The 24,354-nt window shown below is 71.0% G+C and carries 21 protein-coding genes; 13 read left to right on the plus strand and 8 right to left on the minus strand.

Annotated elements, in window-relative coordinates; genetic code table 11:
- Position 1: 1 nt before the first annotated feature.
- Both ABD295_RS07595 and ABD295_RS07600 read right to left on the minus strand, forming a co-directional pair.
- Positions 2-241, minus strand: coding sequence for a hypothetical protein (locus tag ABD295_RS07595; RefSeq protein WP_344303074.1), 240 nt, complete (start codon positions 239-241; stop codon positions 2-4).
- Positions 242-244: 3 nt separating this feature from the next.
- Positions 245-1,006, minus strand: coding sequence for a hypothetical protein (locus ABD295_RS07600; protein ID WP_344303075.1), 762 nt, complete (start codon positions 1,004-1,006; stop codon positions 245-247).
- Between the two features lie 251 nt (positions 1,007-1,257).
- Here ABD295_RS07600 and ABD295_RS07605 point away from each other — a divergent pair, with 251 nt between their 5' ends.
- The 8 genes from ABD295_RS07605 (at position 1,258) to ABD295_RS07640 (ending at position 10,624) form a co-directional block, all read left to right on the plus strand.
- Positions 1,258-1,977: a VIT1/CCC1 transporter family protein gene (locus ABD295_RS07605; RefSeq protein WP_344303076.1), complete on the plus strand. Its 720-nt coding sequence runs from the start codon at positions 1,258-1,260 to the stop codon at positions 1,975-1,977.
- A 62-nt stretch (positions 1,978-2,039) separates the two neighbouring features.
- The gene (locus ABD295_RS07610) at positions 2,040-3,644 is read left to right on the plus strand and encodes a PucR family transcriptional regulator (RefSeq protein ID WP_344303077.1); all 1,605 of its coding nucleotides are present in this window, start codon (positions 2,040-2,042) and stop codon (positions 3,642-3,644) included.
- A gap of 238 nt (positions 3,645-3,882) precedes the next feature.
- Complete coding sequence (locus tag ABD295_RS07615) at positions 3,883-5,472, plus strand: amidohydrolase (RefSeq protein ID WP_344303078.1); 1,590 nt, start codon at positions 3,883-3,885, stop codon at positions 5,470-5,472.
- 152 nt (positions 5,473-5,624) lie between these two features.
- Positions 5,625-6,746, plus strand: coding sequence for an ABC transporter substrate-binding protein (locus ABD295_RS07620; RefSeq protein WP_344303079.1), 1,122 nt, complete (start codon positions 5,625-5,627; stop codon positions 6,744-6,746).
- Between the two features lie 78 nt (positions 6,747-6,824).
- Positions 6,825-7,883: a FecCD family ABC transporter permease gene (locus ABD295_RS07625; RefSeq protein ID WP_344303080.1), complete on the plus strand. Its 1,059-nt coding sequence runs from the start codon at positions 6,825-6,827 to the stop codon at positions 7,881-7,883.
- On the plus strand, positions 7,880-8,965 hold the full coding sequence (locus ABD295_RS07630; protein WP_344303081.1) for a FecCD family ABC transporter permease: 1,086 nt from the start codon (positions 7,880-7,882) through the stop codon (positions 8,963-8,965). Before ABD295_RS07625 ends, ABD295_RS07630 begins: the two co-directional genes overlap by 4 nt.
- Positions 8,962-9,858 carry an ABC transporter ATP-binding protein gene (locus tag ABD295_RS07635; protein WP_344303082.1) on the plus strand — a complete coding sequence of 299 codons (897 nt, stop codon included), beginning with the start codon at positions 8,962-8,964 and terminating at the stop codon, positions 9,856-9,858. The genes ABD295_RS07630 and ABD295_RS07635 overlap by 4 nt, the downstream gene beginning before the upstream one ends.
- Position 9,859: 1 nt before the next feature.
- Positions 9,860-10,624, plus strand: coding sequence for an alpha/beta fold hydrolase (locus ABD295_RS07640; RefSeq protein ID WP_344303083.1), 765 nt, complete (start codon positions 9,860-9,862; stop codon positions 10,622-10,624).
- Here ABD295_RS07640 and ABD295_RS07645 read toward each other — a convergent pair.
- Entirely contained in the window at positions 10,602-11,126 is a 525-nt protein-coding gene (locus ABD295_RS07645; protein WP_344303084.1) for a nitroreductase family deazaflavin-dependent oxidoreductase, read from the minus strand. The two genes, ABD295_RS07640 and ABD295_RS07645, sit on opposite strands and share 23 nt — an antisense overlap.
- 38 nt (positions 11,127-11,164) lie before the next feature.
- Here ABD295_RS07645 and ABD295_RS07650 point away from each other — a divergent pair, with 38 nt between their 5' ends.
- Positions 11,165-11,638, plus strand: a complete 474-nt coding sequence (locus tag ABD295_RS07650) for a phosphoribosyltransferase (protein WP_344303085.1) — start codon at positions 11,165-11,167, stop codon at positions 11,636-11,638.
- Positions 11,639-11,866: 228 nt separating this feature from the next.
- Here ABD295_RS07650 and ABD295_RS07655 read toward each other — a convergent pair whose 3' ends face one another.
- The gene (locus ABD295_RS07655; protein ID WP_344303086.1) at positions 11,867-12,430 is read right to left on the minus strand and encodes a GNAT family N-acetyltransferase; all 564 of its coding nucleotides are present in this window, start codon (positions 12,428-12,430) and stop codon (positions 11,867-11,869) included.
- Positions 12,431-12,722: 292 nt separating this feature from the next.
- Between ABD295_RS07655 and ABD295_RS07660 the strand changes: the two genes are divergently transcribed.
- Together ABD295_RS07660 and ABD295_RS07665 are read left to right on the plus strand one after the other, a co-directional pair.
- A complete protein-coding gene (locus ABD295_RS07660; protein WP_344303087.1) occupies positions 12,723-12,887 on the plus strand; it encodes a hypothetical protein in 165 nt (54 codons plus the stop codon).
- Positions 12,888-13,108: 221 nt separating this feature from the next.
- A complete protein-coding gene (locus ABD295_RS07665) occupies positions 13,109-13,360 on the plus strand; it encodes a hypothetical protein (RefSeq protein WP_344303088.1) in 252 nt (83 codons plus the stop codon).
- Between the two features lie 44 nt (positions 13,361-13,404).
- On the opposite strand, the gene ABD295_RS07670 is transcribed toward ABD295_RS07665, so the two are convergent.
- Together ABD295_RS07670 and ABD295_RS07675 are read right to left on the minus strand one after the other, a co-directional pair.
- Positions 13,405-14,670 carry an MFS transporter gene (locus ABD295_RS07670; RefSeq protein ID WP_344303089.1) on the minus strand — a complete coding sequence of 422 codons (1,266 nt, stop codon included), beginning with the start codon at positions 14,668-14,670 and terminating at the stop codon, positions 13,405-13,407.
- Between the two features lie 44 nt (positions 14,671-14,714).
- Entirely contained in the window at positions 14,715-16,097 is a 1,383-nt protein-coding gene (locus ABD295_RS07675) for an NAD(P)-binding protein (protein WP_344303090.1), read from the minus strand.
- Between the two features lie 169 nt (positions 16,098-16,266).
- Between ABD295_RS07675 and ABD295_RS07680 the strand changes: the two genes are divergently transcribed.
- Together ABD295_RS07680 and ABD295_RS07685 are read left to right on the plus strand one after the other, a co-directional pair.
- Complete coding sequence (locus ABD295_RS07680; RefSeq protein ID WP_344303091.1) at positions 16,267-17,262, plus strand: hypothetical protein; 996 nt, start codon at positions 16,267-16,269, stop codon at positions 17,260-17,262.
- Between the two features lie 144 nt (positions 17,263-17,406).
- Positions 17,407-21,120, plus strand: coding sequence for an AAA family ATPase (locus ABD295_RS07685; protein ID WP_344303092.1), 3,714 nt, complete (start codon positions 17,407-17,409; stop codon positions 21,118-21,120).
- Positions 21,121-21,137: 17 nt separating this feature from the next.
- On the opposite strand, the gene ABD295_RS07690 is transcribed toward ABD295_RS07685, so the two are convergent.
- Both ABD295_RS07690 and ABD295_RS07695 read right to left on the minus strand, forming a co-directional pair.
- Positions 21,138-22,229 carry a DNA glycosylase AlkZ-like family protein gene (locus tag ABD295_RS07690; RefSeq protein WP_344303093.1) on the minus strand — a complete coding sequence of 364 codons (1,092 nt, stop codon included), beginning with the start codon at positions 22,227-22,229 and terminating at the stop codon, positions 21,138-21,140.
- Positions 22,230-22,268: 39 nt separating this feature from the next.
- The gene (locus ABD295_RS07695) at positions 22,269-24,224 is read right to left on the minus strand and encodes a hypothetical protein (protein ID WP_344303094.1); all 1,956 of its coding nucleotides are present in this window, start codon (positions 24,222-24,224) and stop codon (positions 22,269-22,271) included.
- Positions 24,225-24,354: the final 130 nt, after the last annotated feature.

The following is a 24,354-nucleotide window of genomic DNA, read 5'->3' on the forward strand; positions in this document are numbered from 1 at the left end:
CTCAGGCCCTGCCGCGACGCGAGCGGGACACGTCGAGGGCGACCGCGACCGTGAAGGCACCGAGCAGGAGCGCGGCGAGCCCCAGGACGACCCCTTCGCCGGTCTGGCCGAGCGCGCCCACGAGGACCGCTCCGAGCACCAGGACGGCCGCGACGCCGACCGCGATCTTGGGGTCGTCGCCGACCACGAAGTCGTACCAGAAGCGCCCGAAGCCGCGCCCGAACCGGACGATGGGTGACATGCCTCAGACCTCCTGGTGGGCAGGGACGGGGGCGGTCGCGACGGGGTCGAGGCGACGCAGCCTGAGCACCAGCGCCCGTGACAGCAACCACCAGGCCGACAGCAGGACCACCAGCACCAAGTCGTCGCCAGGCCAGCCGAGCGGCTCCTGCGAGGCCTGGAAGATGCCGAGGCCCTCCAGGGACCAGAACGTGCCGAAGGTCGCCAGCAGCAGCCCGACGACGTACTTCAACGTGTTCTCGGGCACGCGCGTGAGCGGCTTGTGGATCGCGGCGCCGGCGACCAGCACCGTTGCGGCGGCGACGAGGGCAGCACCGACGGCCACCGGCATGTTGCGAGCGCTGAGACCGAAGGTGATCACGATGAAGACGATCTCCACGCCCTCGAGGAAGACGCCCTTGAAGGACACCACGAAGGCGAACCAGTCGAGGCCGAGCCGGGTCTCGTGACCAGCGGCCCGCGCAGCCTCGGTCGTCGCGCGAAACTCCTCGTCCTCGTCGTGGAGCGACTTCAGCCCGCTCGATCGGAGCACGGCCTTGCGCAGCCACTGGAGCCCGAAGACCAGCATCAGGGCGCCGACCACCAGCTGGAGGGCCGCCTCGGGCAGCCACGTGGCCAGCGAGTAGCCGGCGGCGGCGGTGAAGAGTGACAGTGCGACCAGCGCCGAGGCCACGCCCGCCAGCGTCGATCGCCAGCCGCGCGTCAGCCCGATCGCCAGGACGATCGTCAGGGTCTCGACGAGCTCGACGATCGCCGCGATGAACACGGTAAGCGCCAGAGCCCATTCAGCGGAAGTGAGCAAGAGAGGTCCTCTCAGGTCGCGGAGTGGTGCCATCGTCGCCAGGAGCGCCTACGACGGGGCATGTGCTCGCCGCCAAAGTTCCGCGCAACGCCTTGTGGCCCAGGCCAGCCACCGGTCCGGCCGGGCGGGATCGTGGTGACGAACCCCTGATGAGCCCTGATGAGCCAAGGCTTCCCTGGCTTGCGTGCAACGTCCCAGGGCGCTCCCATGACGTCATGGACGAGACCAACGAGGCGGTCGACGAGGTCGGCCACACGCACGCGGACATCTCTGGCGGGTGGCTTCGGGCCGCGACCTTCGGCGCGATGGACGGACTGGTGACGAACCTGTCCCTGGTCGCGGGCGTGGGCGCTGCCGGAGCCTCGACGGCCGTCGTGCTCACTGCGGGTCTGGCGGGTCTCGTGGCAGGTGCGTTCTCGATGGCGCTCGGTGAGTACGCGTCGGTGTCGACGCAGAACGAGGCGATCGACAAGGAGGTCGCCGTCGAGGGTCGGGAGATCCGTGAGAACCCGACCGCCGAGATCGCCGAGCTCGCCGAGCTGTTCGTCGGGATGGGCATGTCCGGCGGCACCGCGGCGGCCGCCGCCGCGGAGGTGCACCAGGATCACGACACCGCGGTGCGGCTGCACGTGAGCCAGGAGCTCGGGGTCGACCCGGACGAGAAGGCGAGTCCCCTGGTCGCCGCGGTGTCCTCGTTCGTGATGTTCTCGATCGGCGCGGTGATCCCGCTGCTCCCCTATCTCCTCGGACGGCCTTCGTTGGCCGCAGGTCTGCTCTGCGGCGGCGCCGGGCTCCTCGTGGCCGGTGGGGTCGCGTCGTACTTCACCGCCACCACCTGGTGGTGGGGCGCGCTGCGACAGCTGCTGTACGGCGCTCTCGCCGCCTCGGCGACCTACGCCGTCGGCACGCTGCTCGGCGTCGGAATCGCGCCTTGAGCAGATCGCAGCCGGCACCAGCGCCCAGGCCCGCAGGGTCCGGCGAGCACTACGATGCACAGATGGTGAACGGGCGCGGGCAGGTCCGTGGGGTCACCGCGGCCGACCTGGTCGCCATCGGTGCGCCACTGGCGCTCTACCCCGGTTGGCTCCCGCTCCAGCCTCGCCCGATCGTCGGCAACTGCGTGATCCACGACGTGGGCGAGCCGGTGCCCGACCACCCGGGCGGCGTGCTGCTCCTGGTCGGGGCTCGCCCGGGGACTCCCGAGGCCCTGTCCACTGTCGCGGAAGCCGGGACGCGCGGTTACGCCTGCGTGGTGGTCAAGGCACGCGGCGATGACCTCACCGGGCTGGTCGCGGCCGCCGAGTCCGCGACCGTCGCCCTGATGGTCGCGCCCGACGAGGTGGCCTGGCGCGACGTCGACAAGCTCGTCAGCGCGGTCGTCGAGGCACAGGAGTCCGCCACGCCGGCGTACGCACAGGTCCGTCCAGGTGATCTCTTCGCGCTGGCGAACGCGATCGCCTACAACGTCGGCGGGGCCACGACGATCGAGGACCACAACGGCCGGATGTTCGCCTACTCCAACCTGCCGCACCAGAAGATCGACGACATCCGGCTCAAGAGCATCACCGACCGTCAGACGCCGCCGGTGGAGGGCGACCCCGAGCGCTACCTGCAGGTGCGCAACGCGACCAAGCCCCTACACCTGCGCAGCCCGGTCCCCGAGCACTACCACCGTCTGGCGATCTCGGTGCGCGCCGGTGGCGAGCTCCTCGGCATGATCTGGGTGCTCGACGGCGACCCGCCCCTGCGCAAGGGCGCGTCGCAGGCACTGGCGGACGCAGCGACGGTGACCGCGCTGCACCTGCTGCAGGTCCGGCAGCAGGAGGACGGGCGCCGCTGGAACCGCACGCAGGTGCTGGCGTCGCTCCTCGCCGGCCGCGTCGGCCCCGCGGTGGCGTCGGCCCTGATCGGGCTCCCCACAGGCACGCCGACGTCGGTGCTGGCGATCTCGGCAGACGCCGAGGACGAGCTCGCCGCGCTCGGCCTGGCCCGCACGCTCGACCTGGTGAACCTCTATTGCGAGGCGTGGCACCCGCGCGCGCTCGCGACGTCGATCGACGACCGGATCTACGCCGTGCTGCCGATGCAGCCGACCTCGGCGCGCGGGCGGAGCATCGCGACCTTCGCCCTCGACGTGAGCGAGACCGTGCGCCGCACCGCTGGTGTGCGGCTGCGCATCGGCATCGGTCCGACCGCCTCCACCTTGGACGGGATCACCGAGAGCCGGCGTCTCGCCGACATGACCCTGGCGGCGCTGAGCCGCGTCGACGGTGACCAGACCGTGGCGACGCTGGAGCAGATGCGCAGCCGCGTCGTCCTCGACGAGCTGGGCACCCAGGGAGTCCTCGACCTGACGCTGCCAGGTGATCCACTCGCCGCGATCGTCGCCCACGACGCCGAGAAGAACACGACGTACGCCGAGTCGCTGCTGGCCTACCTCGACGCGTTCGGTGACACCACTCGCGCCGCGACCGCGCTGAGCATCCACGAGAACACCCTGCGCTACCGCATCCGCCGCATCGAGGAGCTCTTCGACCTCGACCTCGACGACGCCGACGTACGCCTCGTCGCCTGGCTGCAGCTGCGTCTGTCCCGCGGCTGACGCTCCTCACTCGAGGCTGCAGCTCGTCCTCACGGTTTCGTGGCGTCGCCTTGCGGCTCCTCCTCCACCACCGGTGGGTGGTCGAGGAGGTCGTGCAGCGACCGTCGCGAGACCCTGTGCGACGAACGCCGACGCCGCTCGCGGGTCGGCGAGGTTGGTGATCCGCCACAACCGGGCACGGCCCGATCTCACCGGTACGACGAAGATGCCGACCGGTCCGTGAACCTAGCGTCCTCGCATGCGCCGACCCGTGCTCGACCTCCTGGTCGAGAACGCCGACATCGTCACGATGGACGCGACCCGCCCCCAGGCCCGCCGGGTCGGCGTGCTGCACGGCCGGATCGTGGGCCTCGACGACGACCTCGACGGCTGGGACGCCGCTGAGCGGCTCAACCTCGACGGCGCCTGCGTGCTGCCCGGCTTCGTGGACGCGCACACCCACCTCGAGCTGACCGGTCAGACCCTGGCCGCCGTCGACATCAGCGGTTGCGCGACCACCGAGGCGGCACTCGGCCTGATCGCCTCCGCGGTGGCGTTCGCACCGCCAGGCGACGAGTGGGTGGAGGTCAGCGGCTACGACCACCGCGTGCTCGGGCGGCACCTGACCGCCGAAGAGCTGCACCGGGCCTCCCGCGGCCGGAAGGTCTGGGTCCGGCAGATCTCCGGGCACGCCTCCGTCGTGTCGACCGCCGTCCTCGCCGAGCTCGACCCGGCGTTGCGCAGCGGCCCCGACGCCGCGGCGGGGCTCTTCAAGGAGCTCGACCAGTCCCCCGTCCTCGCGCAGCGGCTCCCCTACCCCGTCGACGAGGTGGCCAACCTCGTGGTCGCGGCGGCCGAGCGGGCCAGGGCGGAGGGCATCACCACCTGCGTGGACGCCGGCAACGGTGGCGAGGTCGGTGCCCTCAGCCCGATCGACGGGGCGGCGTACCTGACGGCACTCGAGTCCGGGCGGCTCCCGGTACGGATGCAGCTCATGCCCAGCATGGACGTGCTCCGGCAGCTCGCCAACAGCCAGGCGGACGGCTTCCGGCGTGGGCTCGACCTCGGCCTGCGCAGTGGGTTCGGCTCGGACTGGCTGGGCATCGCCGCCCAGAAGGTGGTGATCGACGGCGGCATGCAGGTCGAGACCGCCCGGATGTCCAGCCCGTACGCCGGCACCGACAACGTCGGTGTCTGGCGCCAGGACCCGCAGGAGATGGTCGACGCGACCGTCGACGGGCACCGTGCGGGCTGGCAGATGGCGCTGCACGCCATCGGCGACGCGGCGGTCGACCTGGCCATCGAGGCGTTCGAGAAGGCGCAGGCCGCCTGGCCACGCCCGGACGCACGCCACCGCATCGAGCACGGCGGCGTCATTCGTGACGACCAGCTGAGCCGATTGGCCGCACTCGGCGTGGCCGTGGTCTCCCAGCCCTCCTTCGTGTACGACTTCGGTGACCACTACGCCCGTCAGCTCGGATCGGACCGGACCGGCTGGCTCTACCGTGGGCGCTCCCTGCTGGAGCACGGGATCCCGCTGATCGGGAGCACCGACCGGCCGCTGCCCGGCAACCCGCTGCGCGCCATCCAGACACTCGTCGACCGCACCAGCGTCGGCGGCCGGGTCATCGCTGCGCACGAACGGATCGCCGTCGGTGACGCCCTCAAGGCCTTCACGGTCAACGCGGCCTGGGTGCTGCGCAGGGAGGACCGGTCGGGCCGGGTCGTGCCGGGCCACCACGCGGACCTGACACTGCTCGCTCGCAACCCATTGCGCGTCCAGACCTCGGCCATCGCGGCCATCACCGTGCTTGGCACCGTCGTCGACGGTCGGACGTGGTTCGCATGAGGTCCCCACTGGGCTCGACCACCGGTCCGCCGGCATCGGGTCTTGTCGAGCAGCACAACCCGTATCCCGAGGTCGGTGGACCTCGATAAGGCGTCCGCGACCGCGGCGCCCCTACCCTTCCGGAATCGCACGATGAACCAGAGGACTGATCGATGACCCGTCCAGACCGCTCGAAGACCTCCCTGACCAGCGGACCACTCACTCGGGGACTGGTCACGGGAGTACACCGGCGCGGCTTCCTCACCGCCATCGGCGGTGGCTTCGCCGCCGTCACCCTCGCGGCGTGCACGAACGACGCCAACGACCCCGTCGCAGCCGACCCCGACCCCAGTGACCCCGGCGACACCGAGAGCGCCCCGGCAGCGTTCCCGGTGACCGTGAGCCACCGCTTCGGCGAGACCACCATCGAGTCGGCGCCGCAGCGCGTCCTCGCGCTCGGCCAGACCGACTGCGACCCGCTGGTCGCCCTCGGCGTCACCCCGATCGCGATCGGCTCGTTCCTCGACGACTGGTACGACCCGATCTTCCCGTGGAACGAGACGGGGCTGGGCCAGGACATGAAGCAGGTGCGCTTCTACGACTTGGAGTTCGAGAAGATCGCGGCGCTCGCGCCGGACCTCATCACCATGGTCTCCGGGGGCATCTCGAAGAAGGACTACGAGACGCTCACCGAGATCGCGCCGGTCGTAGGCCCGCCGGAGGGCTACCAGGACAGCGCCGTCCCCTACGGCCCGCACACCCTCCTGATCGGTCGGGCCGTCGGCAAGGAGGCCGAGGCACAGGCGGCCGTCGACGCCCTCGACGCGCAGTTCGCGCAGATCCGCGAGGAGCATCCCGAGTGGGAGGGACTCACGGCCGTGCACGCGGAGTCCTACACCGGCGCCTTCTACGTCCTCGGCGAGAACGCCCCGCGCACGACCTTCCTGACCTCCGTCGGCTTCGCCGCGGCGCCCGAGCTGTCGGAGATCACCGGCGACGAGTACTCGAAGGAGATCAGCGCCGAGGAGCTCGACCTCGTCGGCGGCCTCGACCTGGTCGTGTGGACCACCGACGAAGGAGCGATCCCCGACCTCCAGGCCGACCCGGTGGTCTCCCGATTGGCCTCCGTCAAGAACGGCAACGTCGTGTGGACCACCTACACCAAGGACGCGTCCTTCTTCTGGGCCATGGACTGGGCCACGGTGCTCAGCGGCCCCCACGCCATCGAGACGGGCCTGCCGCTCATCGAGGCGGCCCTGGCCGGGGAGAGCCCGGTCGCCGAGGATGGGGCCTGATCCATTGGACGGCGCGGTGCTCCCGGGAGAGCACAGACCGACAGGAGAGGGCGGGCCGATGGCGATCCGGGAGGTGCGATGACCGCGACGGCGTTGGCGAGCCGCCCCGCGCCTACCAGCACCGCCGACGACGTGCGCCGCTCGCGCGGCCTGCTCGTCACCGGGCTCGCCGTCGGTCTCGCCGCGCTGCTCGTTGCGGTCGCGCTCAGTCTCGGCATCGGGGCGCGCACCCTCGCCCCCTCGACGGTGTGGGACTCCCTGATCAACGGCGGCAACAGCGAGGCCGACCTGATCGTGCGGCACCTCCGCGTGCCGCGCACGATCGCCGCTGTGCTCGTCGGAGCCGCTCTGGGACTCGCCGGCTCCTTGATGCAGGCGCTCACCCGCAACCCGCTCGCCGATCCCGGGCTGCTCGGCGTCAACGCCGGCGCGGCCTGCGCGGTCGTGCTCGCCGTCGCTTTCCTCGGGATCACCCAGCTCGAGCAGTACGTCTGGTTCGCCTTGATCGGCGCGGCCGTGGCGACCGTGGTCGTCTACCTGCTCGGGTCGGCAGGCCGGGGCGGCGCTTCCCCGGTACGACTCGTGCTCGCCGGTGCCGCCATCACCGCCGTGCTCACCGGCGTCATCTCGGCCGTCGTGCTCACCAACGGGATCGCGTTCAACGGCTACCGGTCCTGGACCGTCGGCTCTCTGCAGGCCGTGGACTCGACAGTGGTCACGCAGGTGCTGCCGTTCCTGCTCGTCGGCTTCGCCCTCGCGCTGTGCCTCGGGCCGGCCCTCAACGCCATCGCCCTGGGCGACCACCTCGCCGCCGCGCTCGGCGCCCGTGTCGGGCGGGTCCGCGTCGCCGGGATCGTCGCCACCACCCTCCTGTGTGGCGCAGCCACCGCGGTGACCGGACCGATCGCCTTCATCGGCCTGGTCGTCCCGCACTCCGTTCGCGCGTTCACCGGGCCCGACCACCGGTGGATCCTCCCCTACTCCATGGTGGCCGGCGCGGTGCTCGTGCTCGTCGCCGACGTGATCGGCCGCCTCGTGCTGTGGCCGTCCGAGCTCGAGGTGTCCGTCGTGTCCGCCGTCATCGGAGCCCCGGTCTTCATCGCCATCGTCCGCCGCCGTCGACTGGCCGAGCTGTGACGTCCACCTTGGAGCGGGGCGACGACCTGGCCACGACCCGAGTGACGGGCCGCCTCGACGTCGCGTTGCCCGGACGGTTGCGGGTGCGTGTCGAGAGCCGGTCGCTCGTGGTGTGCATCGGCGTACTGGCGGCCACCGCCGCGCTCATGGTCTGGCAACTTGCGTCGGGCGACTTCCCGCTCCCGTTGGGGCGGGTCTGGGCGACCCTGAGCGGCCAGGGCGATCCCGGCGAGGAGTTCATCGTCTACACCCTCCGGCTCCCCCGCTCGATCACCGCCGTGCTCGCCGGCGCCGCATTCGGCGCGAGCGGGGCGGTCTACCAGAGCGTCACGCGCAACCCGCTGGGCAGTCCCGACATCATCGGCTTCACCTTCGGCGCGGCGTTCGGCGCCGTCCTCGCCATCGTCGTCTTCGACGCCGCCGACCTGGCGGTGACCGCCGCCGCGCTCGCGGGCGGCCTGGGCGTCGCCGTCCTGGTCTACCTGCTCGCCTTCCGCAACGGCGGCGTCCAGGGCTACCGACTCATCCTGATCGGCATCGGCATCAGCTCGGTCCTGGCGTCCTTCATCTCCTACCTGATCCTCAAGGCCGACATCATCAGCTCCCAAGAGGCCTTCATCTGGCTGACGGGCAGCCTGAACGGGCGCACCTGGGACGAGGTCCGGATCGGGCTGGTGGGTCTGCTCCTGCTCGGGCCTGTGCTCGTCGCACTGGGTCCTGGACTGCGGATGGCCGAGATGGGCGACGACGCGGCCCGTGCTCTCGGGGCCTCCGTGGACCGCAACCGGATGACGGCGCTCGGCTTCGGCGCGGCGCTCTGCGCGGTCGCGGTCCTCTGCGCCGGTCCCGTGACGTTCGTGTCCCTCGCCGCCCCGCAGATCGCCCGTCGGCTCACCGGCTCGCCCACGGTTCGCGTGATCCCGTCGATGTTCGTCGGCGCCCTCCTGCTGCTGGCCAGCGACACCGCGGCCCAGAAGCTCGTGCCCACCGCCGACCTGCCCGTCGGCATCGCCACCCTGGCCCTCGGCGGCACTTACCTGGCCTGGCTCATCGCTCGCGAAGGAAGGAGCAGGATCGGATGACTTCCGAGACGACACTGCCCCAGACGATCTCCACGGCTGGATCTCTTCGTCCGACGGACCCGCCACGCCAGGACCCCGTCCTCGTCGGCGACGGCCTGCACCTGCGCTACGAGTCCGTCGTGGTGGCCGAGGACCTCCACGTCGAGATCCCACGTGGCTCGCTGACGATGATCATCGGCCCGAACGGGTGCGGCAAGAGCACGCTGCTGAAAGCGCTGGCGCGCATGATGCGTCCCGAGCGCGGCACCGTGCTGCTCGACGGTGCCGACATCCGCTCCGAGCCGACCAAGGCCGTGGCCCGGCGGCTCGGGCTGCTCCCGCAGAGCCCGATCGCCCCCGACGGCATCACCGTCGCCGATCTGGTGTCACGGGGCCGCTACCCCTATCAGCAGCTGCTGCGCCAGTGGTCCCGTGACGACGAGGTCATCGTCAACGAGGCGATGGCGGCCACCGGTGTCACCCAGTTCGCGCAGCGGGCCGTCGACGAGCTGTCCGGCGGCGAACGACAGCGTGTGTGGCTCGCGATGGTCCTGGCCCAGCAGACGCAGACGCTCCTGCTCGACGAGCCGACGACGTACCTCGACCTCGCCCACCAGCTCGACGTCCTCGAGCTGTGCGAGACGGTGCGCACCTCCCGCGACATGACGATCGTGGTGGTGATGCACGAGCTCAACCTGGCGATCAGGTACGCCGACCACCTGATCGTCATGCGTGGCGGGAAGGTGCAGGCCGTCGGCGACCCGACCGCGATCGTCGACGAGGACCTGATCGAGCAGACCTTCGGGCTTCCCTGCCGGATCGTCGCGGACCCCGAGACCGGCAAGCCGATGGTCGTCCCGCGTGCAAGACCGGTGGTCGAGCAGCCGGCGATCAGTCGAGAGCCGATGGCCTGACGTGCCCTACGTCGACCTGGACGGCATCAAGTCCTACTACGAGGTCCATGGAGCAGGTGAGCCGGTGGTGCTGCTGCACGGCGGCTTCTGCACCATCGAGCTGACGCAGTCGCAGCTCGACCACCTCGCGTCCTCCTACGAGGTGCACGCCCCTGAGCGCCCGGGGCACGGTCGCACCCCTGACCGGGACGGACCCATCTCGTTCGAGGGCATGGTCACCGACACGCTCGCCTATCTCGACGCGTTCGAGGTCGGGCCGGCCCACGTGGTCGGCTTCAGCGACGGCGCGATTATCGGGTTGCTGCTGGCCCGGGACCATCCCGACCGGGTTCGCTCCCTCGTCGCGATCAGCGGCAACCTCGACCCGGGCGGCTTCGTCGAGGAGACCTCGTCAGAGGGTGCCGCCTCCGACCATCAGGACGCGCCCGACCTCGACGAATGGGGCATCCGGGCGGCGTACGACCGCCTCTCGCCCGACGGGCCGGCCCACGGCGACGTAGTCATGGAGAAGCTGATGGCGATGTGGTTGAGCCAGCCGCAGATCGCACCCGAGTCACTGGCCGCCGTGCGCGCGCCGACGCTCGTGATGGCGGGGCAGCACGACGCGATCCGGACCGACCACACCCTGCTCATCGCTGCGTCCGTTCCCGGTGCTCAGGTGGCGATCGTCCCCGGCGCGAGCCACATGCTGATGCAGGAGCGGCCGGGGCTGGTCAACCTGTTGATCGCTGACTTCCTTGGGGCTACGGGTCGGTCACCGGTCTGAGGACGAAGACCCGCAGCCGCCGACCGGTGATCCGGTCCTGGTACTTCCCGAACCCGATGTAGAGACGCTCGGCCGCCGCGAGGATGTCCGCCGCCTCGGCGTCGTCGGCGACTCGGGCGACGACCTCGGCGGTCGCGCCGCGGTAGCCGACCTGCGCACGCGGCTCGGCCTCGAGGTTCAGCACCCATGCCGGGGTGCTGCTCTGGCCGAAGTTGGTGCCGATCAGCGCCAGGGTGCCGCCGTACGGCGCCGCGATGAGGTGCGTCGTACGCCGCACGCCGCTGCGACGGCCCGTGGTCGTCAGGTCGATGACCGGCAGGCCCGCCAGCAGGCCGGGAAGGGTGTGCCGGCCGCGGGTGACCCGCTGCACGCGACTGTCCAGGACCGCCAGCACCCGAGACAGGGCCCACGCCCCTGCGCGGGTCGCCGCCACACGCTGCACCAGCCGCTGCGCGCGGTTGGCCGACGGCAGCTGGTAGCCGATCTGATCCACGAGACCCACGGGCGAGAACCTAGCCGCAAGCCGCGATGATGGCGGGCATGACGGCGCCCGAACGAGAGGTCCTGACGTACGAGCTCTTCGGTACCGCGGTGCGCGACCTCGCGACCGAGATCGTGGACAGCGGGTTCGAGCCGGACATCGTGCTGGCGATCGCGCGTGGCGGCCTTGGGCTGGCGATGGGGCTCGGCTACGCCCTCGACGTCAAGAACCTGTCGGCGGTCAACGTGGAGTTCTACACCGGCGTCGGCGAGCGTCTCGACGTCCCGATCATGCTGCCGCCGACGCCGTCCGCGGTCGACCTCTCCGGGCTGAGGGTGCTCATCGCGGATGACGTCGCCGACACCGGGAAGACGCTGGAGCACGTGCGGGCCTACTGCGCCGACCACGTCGCCGAGACGCGGATCGCCGTCATCTACGAGAAGCCGTGGACGGTGGTGCCGCCCGACTACGCCTGGCGGCAGACCGACAAGTGGGTCGACTTTCCCTGGTCTTCGGAACCGACCTTGCGCTAGGGAGTTGTCGGCCGTCGCGGTCGGCTCGACGTGGGAGGGTCCTCGCAGGGGAAGGGCCACGCACGACGTGCGTGGCCCCGACTCGATCCCGGTGATCGTTTGCGCCCTCGACCACTCGATCTGCTCGAGCCGAGACGGTCGAGGACTCCCCTGTGGTACGCAGGGTACGTCGGTGATGGCGGCGCCGTATTCACCCTTCCGTAGATACTTTGCCTTCGGCTCGGCTGCTCAGATCTCGAGTCGCATGACCCAACGCCACTTGGCGATCTGCCGCTCGCGCGCGAAACCGAACCCGGTGTAGAGCTCCTCCGGGCCGGTGTGGAAGTAGGCACCCCGCTGCGGCTTGCGATCGTCGCTCTGCTCCGGATAGGCCTCCACCACCCCACCACCCGCGGCGCGGATCTCGTCCAGCGCTCCACGGACGGCCGCCCTCGCGACGCCCCTCTCGCGGTGCTTGCTGCCGGTGAAGATGCAGCCGATCCGCCAGTCGGGGAGCTGGTCGACACCGGCGTCGTACTTCGCGGCGTTCTTGATCCGCGGCAGCTCCCCGGGCGAACCGAACTGGCACCAGCCCACGCACTGGTCGCCGTCGTAGACGAGCACCTGGTGGACGGTCCCGCGCCAGGTGTGCTCGCGCTTGGCCTCTCGGTTGCCCTCGCGGGTGCCGCTGAAACCCTCGGCGTGGAAACCCATGCACCAGCAGCCGCCCCAGACGCCGTTGTTGGCCTCGACGAGGGAGGCGAAGTCGTCCCAGGTCTCGGGCGTGAGCAGCCTGGTCGCGAAGTCGCTCATGCGCTCACCGTAGATGCGGGAGCCGACAGGGCCCGACCGATAGAAGTCGCCGACAGGGCCAGACCGACAGGGCCCGACCGAAAGGGCCTGTCTGATGGACGCCCGGCTCGGCGGGCGACGCCCACGCCCTCGGGGGGACAGGGCGCGGGCGACGCCGCGCAGCTACTACAAGAGACGACGCGACGGGGGCTTATGACGCAGATGGTGCGATCCGCGTCCACTGGTCTGTACGTCTGGCCCAGGCTTTGCCACGAGTGACGTCACGCCGGGGAGGTTGGCCCGTCCCCTCCACATGCCCCCCAACGCAGCCGTCGCCGACGCGCCACCTACGCCAACCCTGGTCAACATCGCCGAAGACCTGATCGAGTACTTCGCCCTGGCCGCTCGCACCGATCGAGGTGCGCGCGCGGTGCGGACCGGACGCCACCGCGCGCCCGAGCTCGCCCAGTCCGCCTGAGACCCGACCCGGTGGCGCCTTCGCCTCCGGGGCAGTGTGGTCATCACCCGCCGATCTCGCCGAGCGGGAGTTCTGCGGTTTGGTCACCAACCGCAGAAATCTCACGCTGAAACATGCGGTCTGGGACCAAACCGCAAGCCGACCGCACCGACGAGCGCCGTCCGGAGGTCATCAGTCGCCAGCCTCGTCGGCCCGGTGTGCACGCGACTAAAGTCGGCCGGGTGGGAGTCCCCGACCACGGTCCACGTACCTACGCCGTCTCCGACGCGCCTCTCGCGCGCTCGGCGGTGAGCCCTGCCACCTTCCGCGGCCTGGCCGCCGCGGCCCATGCCGCTCCCGACGGACGCGAGTTCCTGCTCGACGTCGTACGCCGGCTCGCCAGCGCCGAGCGCCCAGCAGGTGCGCCGGGGCCCCTGACCGAGGAGCAGCTGCGCTGGGTGCTCACCGAGCTCGCCGACGAGACCTCCTCCTGAGACCCCGGCCTGCTGAGACTCCGGCCTGCTGAGACTCCGGGCTACTACGACGCCGGCCGGCGATCCGACAGGTCCTGGCGGACGCGACGGAACGGCGAGGCCACCAGCATGGCGGCAGCGAGCGCGAAGACGACCGCGGCGACCACGAGTGCGGTCCGGTTGCTCGTCTGGTCCGCGAGCAGGCCGCCGAGCGGTGCCACCACCACGACGACGGCTCTGTTGAAGGACCGCATGGTCGTGTTGGTCCGCGCCTGGAGCTCGTCGGGCGTCAGGATCTGGCGATAGCTCATCTCGTGCGAGTTGCTGAAGCCCATGCCGAACCCGTGCGCAGCCAGGCCCGCACCGAGAACGGCCACCGCGACCCACCCGGTCGACCCCAGGCCCGCCAGGACCATCAGCACGACGCCGACGGTCGACACCACGTGCGCGGAGATGATCGCCATGCCGGTCCCGAGCAGCCGGCCACCCGCGCCGGACGTGACCGCGCCAGCAAGCGCGCCCACACCACCCAGGGCGGTCGCGATGCCGAACTGGAACGGGTTGAGGTCGAGGGTGAGCAGGGCATAGGGCGCCAGCACGGCGCCGATGACCGCGTTGGCGGCGAACCACACGTGCGTCGCCGTGGCGAGGCGGGCCAGGCCGGACCCGCGATAGACCCAGCGGACCCCTTCCCCGATCTCGCGCCGGATGTTCGGCGTCTCGCTGGGGACTCCCGCGGGCTCCTCCACCCGGAGCGTGAGCACGGCGACCGCCGAGAAGACGTACGTCGCCGCGTCGACGAGCACGGCGACAGGAGCCCCGAGCAGCTTCACCATCGCGCCCGCGAGCGCGGGGCCTGCTGCCTGCGCCACCGCGTCGGCACCGTCGATCCGGGCGTGCGCCGGCTGCAGGTGCTGTCGGGGCACCAGTCGCGGCAGGAAGGACTGCGACGCAGCGTCGTTGACCAACGACGCGGCCCCGTAGAGCGCGACGACCACCAGCAGCAGCGGCATCGAGAGCACGTCCGCCGCCCACGCCAGCGGGATCGAGACGAGCAGCGCGGCCCGCACGAGGTCGGTCGCCACCATGACGGGCCGCCGGCGCCACCGGTCGACGAGCGCCCCGACCACGAGACCGAGCAGCAGGTAGGGCAGCCATCGCGCCGAGCTGAGCCAGCCGACGTCCTGCGCGGTGCCGTCGAGCGTCAGGACGACGATCGTCTGGAGTGCGAGCAGCGTGACGTAGGTGCCGAACGACGACACCGACTCACCCCACCAGAAACGCGTGAAGTCCCGGGACGGAAAGCCCTCCTGCGCCCCGAGACCGCCCACCCGGTCATTCTCGACGATGGGAAGCTGCGCCGCTGACGCGTCAGCTACCGTCCCAGGTCCGAGAGCTGGGCGAGCCGCTCGATCCCCGGTCCCACATGAGCACGCAGCCGCGCGCGCACGGCGTCCAGCTCAGGGGACGACGCGTGGTCCGAGGGGACGCCGGACGGGTTCAGCGCCACCGTGTCGGCGAACTCTTGGAGGTCGGGCTCCGCGCCGAGCGCCCCCATGTTGCGGACTCCGAGGACGTTCATGGCCGCCCACTGCTCGAGCGAGTTGCCGTACGACGACGGCGCGCACAGCCGGTTCTTATCGGCGTCGTCGTCGCGGGTGGCCTCGACGTAGCCGGTCACCGCGGCGCCGAAGCACGGGAACCCGGCGCGGACCGGCTGGATGGTGATCTTCCCCGGCTCCCAGATGGGCAACCGCGGCGGGTTCTTCAGCCCGTCCGCCGCGCAGTTCACCACGACGGCGTCCTGCGCCACCGGGACCGGGCCGTCGGCGAAGTCGAGACGTCCGCGCTCGACGGCCTTCAGGTGGCCGTGCCGCACGACGTTCTCGATGCTGCGCAAGAGCTCCAGCTCCCATACGCCGAGCGTCGGGGACTTGGCCATCGTCGGCGTCACCGCCGGGTCGAGGCGCAGCATGATCCCGAGCTCTTCGAGACGGAGGAAGAGGTCGGGCAGCGTCGGCGCGGATGCGGCCGCTTCGAGCAGGTCCGCGAACATGCCGAGGTAGATCAGCCGGTCCGGCTGGATCAGTGCGCGGTTCAGCATCCACGGATCCCGCGGCCGCACCCAGCAGACGTCGTCGGGATCCACGCCACGCCCCAGCAGCCAGACGATGGCGTCGGTCGCGGTCTTCCCCGAACCCACGACGACGTACTGGCTCGGTGCCTCCTGGAGGTGCACCACGTCGTTGATCGGGATCACGCTCGCTCCGTCGCCGACCTCGAACCTGGGTGGCAGCTCGGCCGGGATGTCGGGCGAGAGGTAGCGGGCGTCGACCACGCGGCATCGCTCGGGCACCGTGAACGTCTTGCCCGAGACCCTCGACACGAGGGTGCGGTCGCCGACGTAGTCGGTGCCGGTGAGGAGCTCGACCTTGCCGGAGCCGACCAGCCTGTCGGCCAGCACGTCGGAGAAGTAGGCGCAGATCTTCGGCTGGTCCGCCCGCTCGTCCAGTCCCACTTCCGGGCCGGTGGTCTGCTTGCGCCTGCCACCCAGCACCGTCGAGGCGACCCCGTAGAAGGACGACGACTGGTGCAGGCGCACGAAGGGGTACGCCTCGAGCCAGTGCCCCCCGACGCCGTGCCGGCGATCGACCATGACGACCTTGACGTCCGCGCGCTCGACGAGCGCATCGGTGAAGCCCATCCCCATGGCCCCCGCCCCCACGACGAGGTAGTCGGCGTCGAGGAGCTGCGTCATGGGTCCGACCCAAGCACTGCGGCGCCGTCGGAGGCAACGTCACCGTCCCTGGAGGCCGCACAACTGGTCTGGACCGGCTGGAGAACGGACTGGACCGCAGTCCGCAAGCGAGCGACGCTGAGGCGGTCTCCGGGGGGGAGACTAAAGTCGCGTTCGAAAGCCGGTCTTCATGCCTACGCACACAGCCGTCCGCCGTACCTCTGTCCTTTTCTCGGCCCTGGTTGCTCTGCTCGGCGCGCTCGTCGTGCTCGGAACCGAGAACGCCGGGGCCGGTGCGCTTCCAGCGCCCACCAAGATCACGATCGACTCGATCACGTCGCCGCGCTCTGCGCCGCCTGACACACCGAACCCGGCCATTCCCAACCTGCTCGTGCAGGTGGGCGACGTGATCACGGTCAACGTCAGCTTCTCCGACGGTGCCGAGGCCGCGGCGTTCAACAAGGACACCCCGCTCAAGGTCACCACCAACGTCGGGTCCATCACGGTGCTCGACGCGACTGCCCCGAGCGGTGCGACCAACGCCGCGCTCACTGCACGGGTCAACAGCGTCGTCAACCAGGTGGTCGTGACCGTCGACGACTTCGCCACGGGCAAGAAGGCGTCGGACATCGTGGGCGACAGCGCCGACAATCACGAGAACGAGGTCTTCGACGTCCTCAGTCTCGTGCTCTCCGACAACACGGCCACCGGCGACTACCAGCGGGGCATCGGCGGCTCGCAGGCCTGCACCGAAGCCACCGTCGCCGAGCCGGTCTGCGGGATCATCACCCTGCCCTTCGGTGCCCAGGGCGGGCAGGTCGTCCTCTCGACCGGCAAGTGCGGCACGGCCAACGATGCCTACGCGCCCTGCCTCAAGGGTGCTGGTGTCGTGCTGCAGCTCCTCGCCGGCATGGACGGGCTCGGCTACGGTCCGGGCTCCCCCGCGACCATGCTGGTGAAGTGCGACAAGTCGCTGTGCGGCTCCGGCGGCATCCAGAAGAGCAGTCTCAACTTCTCGCTCGACGGCAACGGCAACCTCGCCGACGCCGCCGCCTGTCCGGCTAAGGGCACCCTGCCGGCGGCCGGCGTCCCCTGCGTGGACTACGTCCAGAGCAAGCGGGACGGTTCTGGCGACACCTACCTCTACTTCCTCTTCGACCGCGATGCCCGGGTCAGCGTGGGCTGACCTGTCGCCTCGATTGCGAAGGCCGGAGCGGAGCCGCCCCTGAGCCAGCCGTCCTCCACCTCGGACGAGCACGACGCCCAGCTCCGGGCGTACGTGCCGGATCTGCTGCGCGCCTGGGACCCTGGACCCGAGGACCCACGCCACATGCGGGTCACCGGCTCCCTCGCCTTCGTCGACATCTCCGGCTTCACCGCCCTGACCGAGCGACTGGCCCGCAAGGGCAAGGTCGGCGCGGAGGAGATGAGCGACGTCCTGAACGCGACCTTCGCCGCTCTTCTCGCGGATGCGCGACTGCACGGGGCGGACCTGGTCAAGTGGGGCGGCGACGCCGTCCTGCTCCTCTTCCGCGGCCCCGAGCACGCGTCTCGGGCGGCCCGGGCGGCCCACCGCATGCGGGCCACCCTCCGCGACCGCGGCCGGAGGTCCTCAGCGACAGGCGCCCTGCGGATGTCGGTCGGGGTGCACAGCGGGGACTTCGACTTCTTCCTCGTCGGCAACCCCGAGGTCCATCGTGAGCTGCTGATCAGCGGCCCGGGCGCCAGCACGACCGCCGAGCTGGAGTCGGTGGCGGAAGCCGGCCAGATCGCGCTGAGCGACGCGGCCGCGGCACTGGTCTCCCCGCGCGCGCTGGGCGATGCCGTGCCTGGTGGGCGGCTGCTGCGCAGCGTGCTGCCGCTCGAGGAGATCGAGGTCGACGTCGACTCCGTCACCGGTGTCGGCCCGCCCGCGGCCGAGGTTCTCCCCGTCGAGATCCGCGAGCACCTGCTGTCCGGGACGCGGGAGACCGAGCACCGCCTCATCACGGTGGCGTTCGTCCAGTTCTCGGGCACCGACGCGCTGTTGCGCGACGAAGGAGCGGCGACCCTCGCCGAGGAGCTCGACCACGTGGTCCGCAACGTGCAGGAGGCCTGCCTCGACCACCGGGTCACCTTCTTCGAGACCGACATCAACCGCGACGGCGGCAAGGTGATGCTCACCGCGGGGGCGCCCCGCAGCGCGGGGCACGACGACGAGCGGATGCTCCGGGTCGCGCGGCTCGTGCTGGACCGCGCGGGTCGGATCCCGCTGCGCATCGGGGTCAACCGCGGGCGCGTCTTCTCCGGGGACTTCGGCCCGCCGTTCCGGCGTACCTACTCCGTCAAGGGCGACGCCATCAACCTGGCGGCGCGGGTGATGGGCAAGGCAGCGCCGGGCCAGGCCCTGGCGACGCTCGAGGTGATCGAGCACTCGGAGACGCTCTTCGAGACCACCCCGCTCGACCCCTTCATGGTGAAGGGCAAGTCGAGGCCGGTGATGGCGGCGGACGTCGGCGCGCTGGCCGGCCACCGCGTCCTGGACCGCCGGTCGACGCCGCTCAAGGGGCGCGACCGCGAGCTGGCGACCCTCCGCGCCGCACTTGCGGACGCGCGCGACGGCCGGGGTCGTGCGGTGGAGGTCGTCGGTGAGGGTGGCATGGGCAAGTCCCGCCTCCTCGAGGAGCTCCTCGGCGACCTCTACGACGTGCCGACCATCCTGACGTCCTGCCAGGAGTACGAGTCGTCGACGGCGTACTTCCCCTTCCGGTCGGTGTTCCGGGAGCTGCTCGGCGTCGCCGACGACGCGCTGGCCAGCGACGTCCAGGAACGACTGGTCGACCGGATCGAGGTGGACGCACCGCACCTGCTGCCGTGGCTCCCCCTCCTGGGACTGGTCATGGACGTGCCGGTGCCCTCCACGCCCGAGGTCGACGAGCTCGGTGAGCGGTTCCGCAAGGAGCGGCTCGAGGAGGTCGTCAAGGAGTTCCTGGTCTGGTTCCTGCCGGCGTCGGCGGTCCTGGTCTTCGAGGACGTCCACTGGGCTGACGACGCCTCGGCCGACCTGTTGGGCACCCTGGTGTCCGACGTCGCGCGCCATCCCTGGCTCCTCGTCGTGACCCGCCAGCCCGGGGACGAGGGCTTCGTCGCCGACGCCTCCTCGGTGACGAACGTGACGCTCCAGGCGCTGAGCGCCGCGGACGCCCTCGATCTCGTCAGGGAGGCGCTCGACGGGGTCCCGATGACCAGCCAGGCGCTGCGCGGCCTGGCGGAGCGCGGGTCGGGCCACCCGATGTTCCTCGAAGCGCTGGCCAGCGAGGCCCGGGACCCCAGCAGCGGTGACCTGCCGGAGTCGGTGGAGGGGCTCCTCACCAGCCAGATCGACCGCCTCGACCCGCACGACCGCGCGGTGCTGCGCACGGCGTCGGTCCTCGGCACGAACGTCGACCTCAGCATCCTGGGCGCCCTCGTCGGCGACCTCGACGAGGCGGCGGTGCTGCGCCGGCTCTCGCACTTCCTGGTCCGGGACATGCCGGGGCGGGTCCGCTTCCGCAACGCCCTGCTTCGAGACGTCGCCTACGAGGGACTTCCCTACCGGCGCCGCCGCACCCTGCACGACAGCGTCGGGCAGCGGCTCGAGTCCGCGGCGGGAGACAACAGCGACCCGAGCAGCGAGCTGCTCTCGTTGCACTTCTTCCACGCAGGCCGCTTCGAGAGGGCCTGGCGCTACTCCGTGACCGCCGGTGAACGGGCGGTCCGCAAGCACGCGCACGCCGACGCCATCGACTTCCTCGCCCGCGCGGTCGAGTCCACCGAACGTGCCGACGTCGCCGATGACTTCGACGTCGCGGACGTGCTCGTGCGCCTGGCCGACTCCTACTTCGTCCTCGGCCGCACCGACGACGCCGAGGCCAGCTATGCGCGCGCCCGGCGGCACGTCCGCGGCGACCCCGTCGTCCTCGCCTCGATCATCGAGAAGGAAGCGCGGATCGACCACCGGCGACGCCGCCTGACCCGCGCCATGCAACGCATCACCCGCGGTCTGCACGCCCTCGAACCGCTGGAGGGCCGGGACGCCGAGGTGGCCCGGTCACTGCTCGCCCGGCGCTACGCCTTCAGCCGCTACAGCCAGGGCCGCGTCGACGACGCCATTCGCTGGGCAAGGACGGCAGCCGAGGCGGCGCAACGGTCCCGGGACGCCGACGCGCTCGCCCAGGCCTACGAGATGCTCAACGCCGTCCACGCAGGCTCCGGACGGCGTGAGTCGGCGCCGTACGGGCGCATGGCGCTGCGGGCGTACGTCGGCCTCGGCAACCTGCCGCGTCAGGGGCACTGCCTCAACAACCTGGCGGTGCAGGCCTTCAACCGGTCGAAGTGGAACGACGCGCTGGCCGACTACCGCCGCGCTGCTGAGATCTTCCGGCGCATCGGCGACTCCGCCAACGAGTCGAACGCGCTCTACAACCAGGCGGAGCTCTTGGTCCGCCAAGGGCGCAGCCAGGACGCTGCCGGGCTGCTGGAGGAGGTGCTGCGCAACGCCGCCGCCGTCCAGGACGACGAGCTCGTGGCCCTCGCCCGGCGCGAGCAGGCACGGGTCATCGCGGACCGGGGTGACCTCGATGGTGCCGTCTACACCCTGCGCGAGGCCCGCGACCTCTTCGCCGCCCTCGAGGAGGAGTCGGAGGTGCTGACCACCGACCTCGTGCTCGCCGAGGTGCTCCTGGACGCCGAGCACACGGACCGGGCGGCGGCGCTGCTGAAGCTCGTCGTCGGTGACGACGCCGGCAGCTTGGGCTCCGCCGCCCCCACCGCGCTCCGCCTCCTGGCCCGCGCCGAAGCCGTCGACGGGCGCCCGCACCACGCCCGCGAGCTGCTCCAGTCCGCCCTCGAGGCAGCCCGCGACGACGGCAACCGCTACGAGGAGGGGCTGGTCCTCAGGACGCTCGCCGGCGTCCGGGTCGACCTGGGACTGCCCTACCGGGACGTCCTGCGTCGGGCGACGCGGATCCTGCTCTCCATGGGTGTCGTGGACGTGCAGCCGACCATGTCGACCACCGCGTCCTGAGAAGGGATCCCTGGCCGCTACGTCGTCTGGCTGATCGCCGCCACCCGCTCGGTCTCCAGCTCGATCGCCCGTGCAGGGCGGCGTCCCTCGGCGAGCCAGTCGACGACGAGGTCCCCGCCTCGATGGGTCCAAGTTCCGCTGACCACCCCGCCGAGGACGACCGGGTTCGCCTTCCGGGTCATCAGGTCGCGCAGGGGCGGCGGGGTCACGTGGGTGTCCGAGGTGCTCCCGCCCATCACCCACTGGTCATGACCGGGGAGGAAGCGCACCGCCTTCGACGGCTCGGCGGCGACCAGCGCGCCGACGTCCTCGCGTGCGGCGTACGCCCTGGTGCCCTCGATGTCGACGGCGACGAGCCGGTCGCCGAGGTCCGCGACCCAGGAGTCGAGCCGGCGGCCCGCGCTCAGGCACTTCCCGAGCCAGTACCGCAGGTTGTCGAGCGGGGCCGGGCCGTAGGTGCGGAGGTACGCCGTCACCGCGCGCGGTCCGGCCTCGTCGAGCGGGGGGATCCCGGTCCACCTGGGGTTGCCGTCGAGCCGCTGAAGCGTGAGCTGACCGTCGCGCCGGGCGCCGAGACTGACGTCGCCCTGCCAGCACAACGGCTTGACCAGGGTGCCCGCGCCGTCGTCGAAGACCGGCCGCAGGTGGCGGTAGGCCCTCGTCCTGGACAGCCGCTCCCCCAGCTCCGGCACGGTCAGGGGGCCGTCACCCAGGGCGTCGCGGACCGCCGCTCGGAAGTCGGGCCACTCCTCGGGCGTGAGCCGGTAGTGCGCCACCCAGCTCGGCAGCTCCCACTGCCGACCTGACGCGCGGATGGCGAGGTAGTCCCCGGCGTCCTCGGGCGCCATGTAGTGCATGGATCCCCGGAAGCTGAACGTCTTGATCACCGTGCCCGTGGCCATGGCCGAGGCCAGCCCGCCAGGCTTCGACGCCGTACGCCGCGTGCGCACCGCCAGCTCCGCCAGCGACTCGTCCATCGAGAGCACCGCGCCCAGCCGGCGCACGACCTTGGCGACCGAGGCCTTGCCCACCGGGTCCAGCAGCTGCCGCTCGAGCCGCCAGCTGAGCGCCTGCCCCCACGTGAGGGACGCATCCGGCTTCTGCTTCATGCGTCCAGCCTCGCACCGGATCCGGACGGAGCGCCTCCGCTACTGCTGGTAGGACGAGATGTGGTCACCCACGACGGCAAGCCCGCTGTCGGTCGAGCCGTTCCAGGTGTCGTAGACGATGAGCTCCACCTTCACGGGCTGGTGGGGCACCACCTGGACGTCACAGACCTGGACCGGGGTCACCCAGTTGTAGCGGGTCGTGAGGTGCTGGTCGGCGTTGCTGATCGTGGCGTCGTCCGCCGACACCTCGTGCCCGCCGATCAGCGCGCAGTTGGTGCCGCCCACCTTGACCTGCGCGCCGTCCTGCCCCGATCCCGGCGCCTCCTCGGTCCCGAAGACGTAGGGGATGCGCAGGCGGTTGTACTCCGGAACCACCGTCACGGTGACCACGTTGGCGTCGTGCACGCGGTCGTTCGGACCCTCCTGCCCGGGGACGTCGACGCTCGCCGGCTCACTGACCACTCCTGCCAGCTCGTCGGCTCGGCCCGTGGTGATGTGCAGGTCGTCCTGGATCGTGAAGAACTTCCCGATCTTGAAGGACTCCGCGACGACGTCGGGGATCCCGACGTGTGGTCCGCCCAACGCGGCCTTGACCGGGTAGGTCGGCGGGTAGGTCCCGCTCGCCTGCGTGATGCGGAAGCTGCCCTTCAGCAGGTCGGGAGCGCCCTTCTCGACCTTGAGGCACCACTTCTTTATCCACAGGTCCAGGCAGCCACCCACTGTCACACCCGCTCCCGCCTCCAGGAAGCCGTCCACGGTCCACCAGGGGTTGGCGCGGGTGTCGGCGTTGGCCTTGGCCCCCATCCGTGCCTGCATCCACGGCCCGGCCACCTTGTAGAGCAGCATGCTCAACCGCGCTTTCGCATAGGCCTCGGCCGATGCGGCGGCGTACGCGTCGAAGGAGCTGCTGCCGTCGAAGGTCGGGCCCTCGCCGGTGATGCTGCCGCCCTTGAGCCCGACCTTCGCGATCGCGGCTGCGTGGGCACTGGCGCCGGCGTCCATGCGCAGGTGGCCCTGTGCTTGCACGGTCGCGCCGAGCGAGACGTCGAGGTGCGGGACAAGGACGACCGGGATCGGGCCGATGGCGAAGGCGATGTAGGCGAGGTCGGTGTTGACGACGGTGAGATCGCCGGTCCCGCAGGTGCCCTTCGCGTCGGCCCATGCGGCCAGGGTCACCCACGCGTCCGCGCTCAGCTTGGCCGAGACATAGCTGCTGCCCCAATCCCACTTGGCGCCGAACTCAGCCGCGAACTCCGCGCCGCCGTCGATGTCGGCTCCACCGTCGAAGCTGCCAGAGCACGTGATCGCGGCGCCGCTGACGCCCGCGAACCCGGCGGGACCACCGGTCGCCGGCGGTGTGAAGGTCCAGCTCTCGTCGAAGCTGCCGCGGGGCACGGCGGTCTCGATCGACGACAGCTTCACGACGTGGGACCACGACTTGCCTGCTCGCTTCGACGAGACGACCTCGACCAGGGCTCCTGCTGGGGTCTGCGGTGTGATGCCCGCTGCGAGGATCGACCGGTCCGGCATCCGTGTGTCCAGCACGAGCAGGCCACGACTGCCCGCGATCGCCTCGGGAGCGCGGTAGTCATCGATGTCCTTGGCCGTCAGCACCTTGGTCCGCGTGGAGACGACCGTCCAGTAGGACACCGTCGCCCGCGACGTCGTACGCGGCTTGACCCTGACGACCCGTCTGCTGATCTCGGGCTTGCTGTACCACGCCTTCGTCCGCACGGTGCTGCCGCTGATCCGGTAGCGCCCCGGCTCGAGGCCGGTCAGCTTCGTGGTCGAGTGGACCTCCTTCCGAAAGCCGTTCGGGCCGCGAACGACCACGGTGGCCCGCTTGTTGTGCGCCGGCTTGACCACCCTCACCTTCAGCGTCCCGGGCTTGGCGTGGGTCGCGTGGTCCGCACGAGCGGGAGCCGCTCCGTTGACCGGGGCCAGCAGTACCAGAGGGGCGAAGACGACAACCAGACCGGTGATTGCACCGACCATCCCGGAGACCGTGCCACCATGCCCCACAGTTCGCGGTCGACGTCCACTGTGCACCATGGCCGAGCTCCTTCAGTCGCTGTTGACCGGACTTTAGGCAAGGACCTCTCGACATGGCGCGCTGGACTGGACC

The organism is Nocardioides bigeumensis, assembly GCF_039531755.1.
GTDB classification, from domain to species: domain Bacteria; phylum Actinomycetota; class Actinomycetes; order Propionibacteriales; family Nocardioidaceae; genus Nocardioides; species Nocardioides bigeumensis.

What these genes read in the sequence shown, in the direction of transcription:
- ABD295_RS07595 (WP_344303074.1), bottom strand. Translation starts at nt 241, where the DNA reads ATGTCACCCATCGTCCGGTTCGGGCGCGGCTTCGGGCGCTTCTGGTAC.
- ABD295_RS07605 (WP_344303076.1), top strand. Translation starts at nt 1,258, where the DNA reads ATGGACGAGACCAACGAGGCGGTCGACGAGGTCGGCCACACGCACGCG.
- ABD295_RS07610 (WP_344303077.1), top strand. Translation starts at nt 2,040, where the DNA reads ATGGTGAACGGGCGCGGGCAGGTCCGTGGGGTCACCGCGGCCGACCTG.
- ABD295_RS07615 (WP_344303078.1), top strand. Translation starts at nt 3,883, where the DNA reads ATGCGCCGACCCGTGCTCGACCTCCTGGTCGAGAACGCCGACATCGTC.
- ABD295_RS07620 (WP_344303079.1), top strand. Translation starts at nt 5,625, where the DNA reads ATGACCCGTCCAGACCGCTCGAAGACCTCCCTGACCAGCGGACCACTC.
- ABD295_RS07625 (WP_344303080.1), top strand. Translation starts at nt 6,825, where the DNA reads ATGACCGCGACGGCGTTGGCGAGCCGCCCCGCGCCTACCAGCACCGCC.
- ABD295_RS07635 (WP_344303082.1), top strand. Translation starts at nt 8,962, where the DNA reads ATGACTTCCGAGACGACACTGCCCCAGACGATCTCCACGGCTGGATCT.
- ABD295_RS07650 (WP_344303085.1), top strand. Translation starts at nt 11,165, where the DNA reads ATGACGGCGCCCGAACGAGAGGTCCTGACGTACGAGCTCTTCGGTACC.
- ABD295_RS07655 (WP_344303086.1), bottom strand. Translation starts at nt 12,430, where the DNA reads ATGAGCGACTTCGCGACCAGGCTGCTCACGCCCGAGACCTGGGACGAC.
- ABD295_RS07660 (WP_344303087.1), top strand. Translation starts at nt 12,723, where the DNA reads ATGCCCCCCAACGCAGCCGTCGCCGACGCGCCACCTACGCCAACCCTG.
- ABD295_RS07675 (WP_344303090.1), bottom strand. Translation starts at nt 16,097, where the DNA reads ATGACGCAGCTCCTCGACGCCGACTACCTCGTCGTGGGGGCGGGGGCC.
- ABD295_RS07680 (WP_344303091.1), top strand. Translation starts at nt 16,267, where the DNA reads ATGCCTACGCACACAGCCGTCCGCCGTACCTCTGTCCTTTTCTCGGCC.
- ABD295_RS07685 (WP_344303092.1), top strand. Translation starts at nt 17,407, where the DNA reads ATGCGGGTCACCGGCTCCCTCGCCTTCGTCGACATCTCCGGCTTCACC.
- ABD295_RS07690 (WP_344303093.1), bottom strand. Translation starts at nt 22,229, where the DNA reads ATGAAGCAGAAGCCGGATGCGTCCCTCACGTGGGGGCAGGCGCTCAGC.
- ABD295_RS07695 (WP_344303094.1), bottom strand. Translation starts at nt 24,224, where the DNA reads ATGGTCGGTGCAATCACCGGTCTGGTTGTCGTCTTCGCCCCTCTGGTA.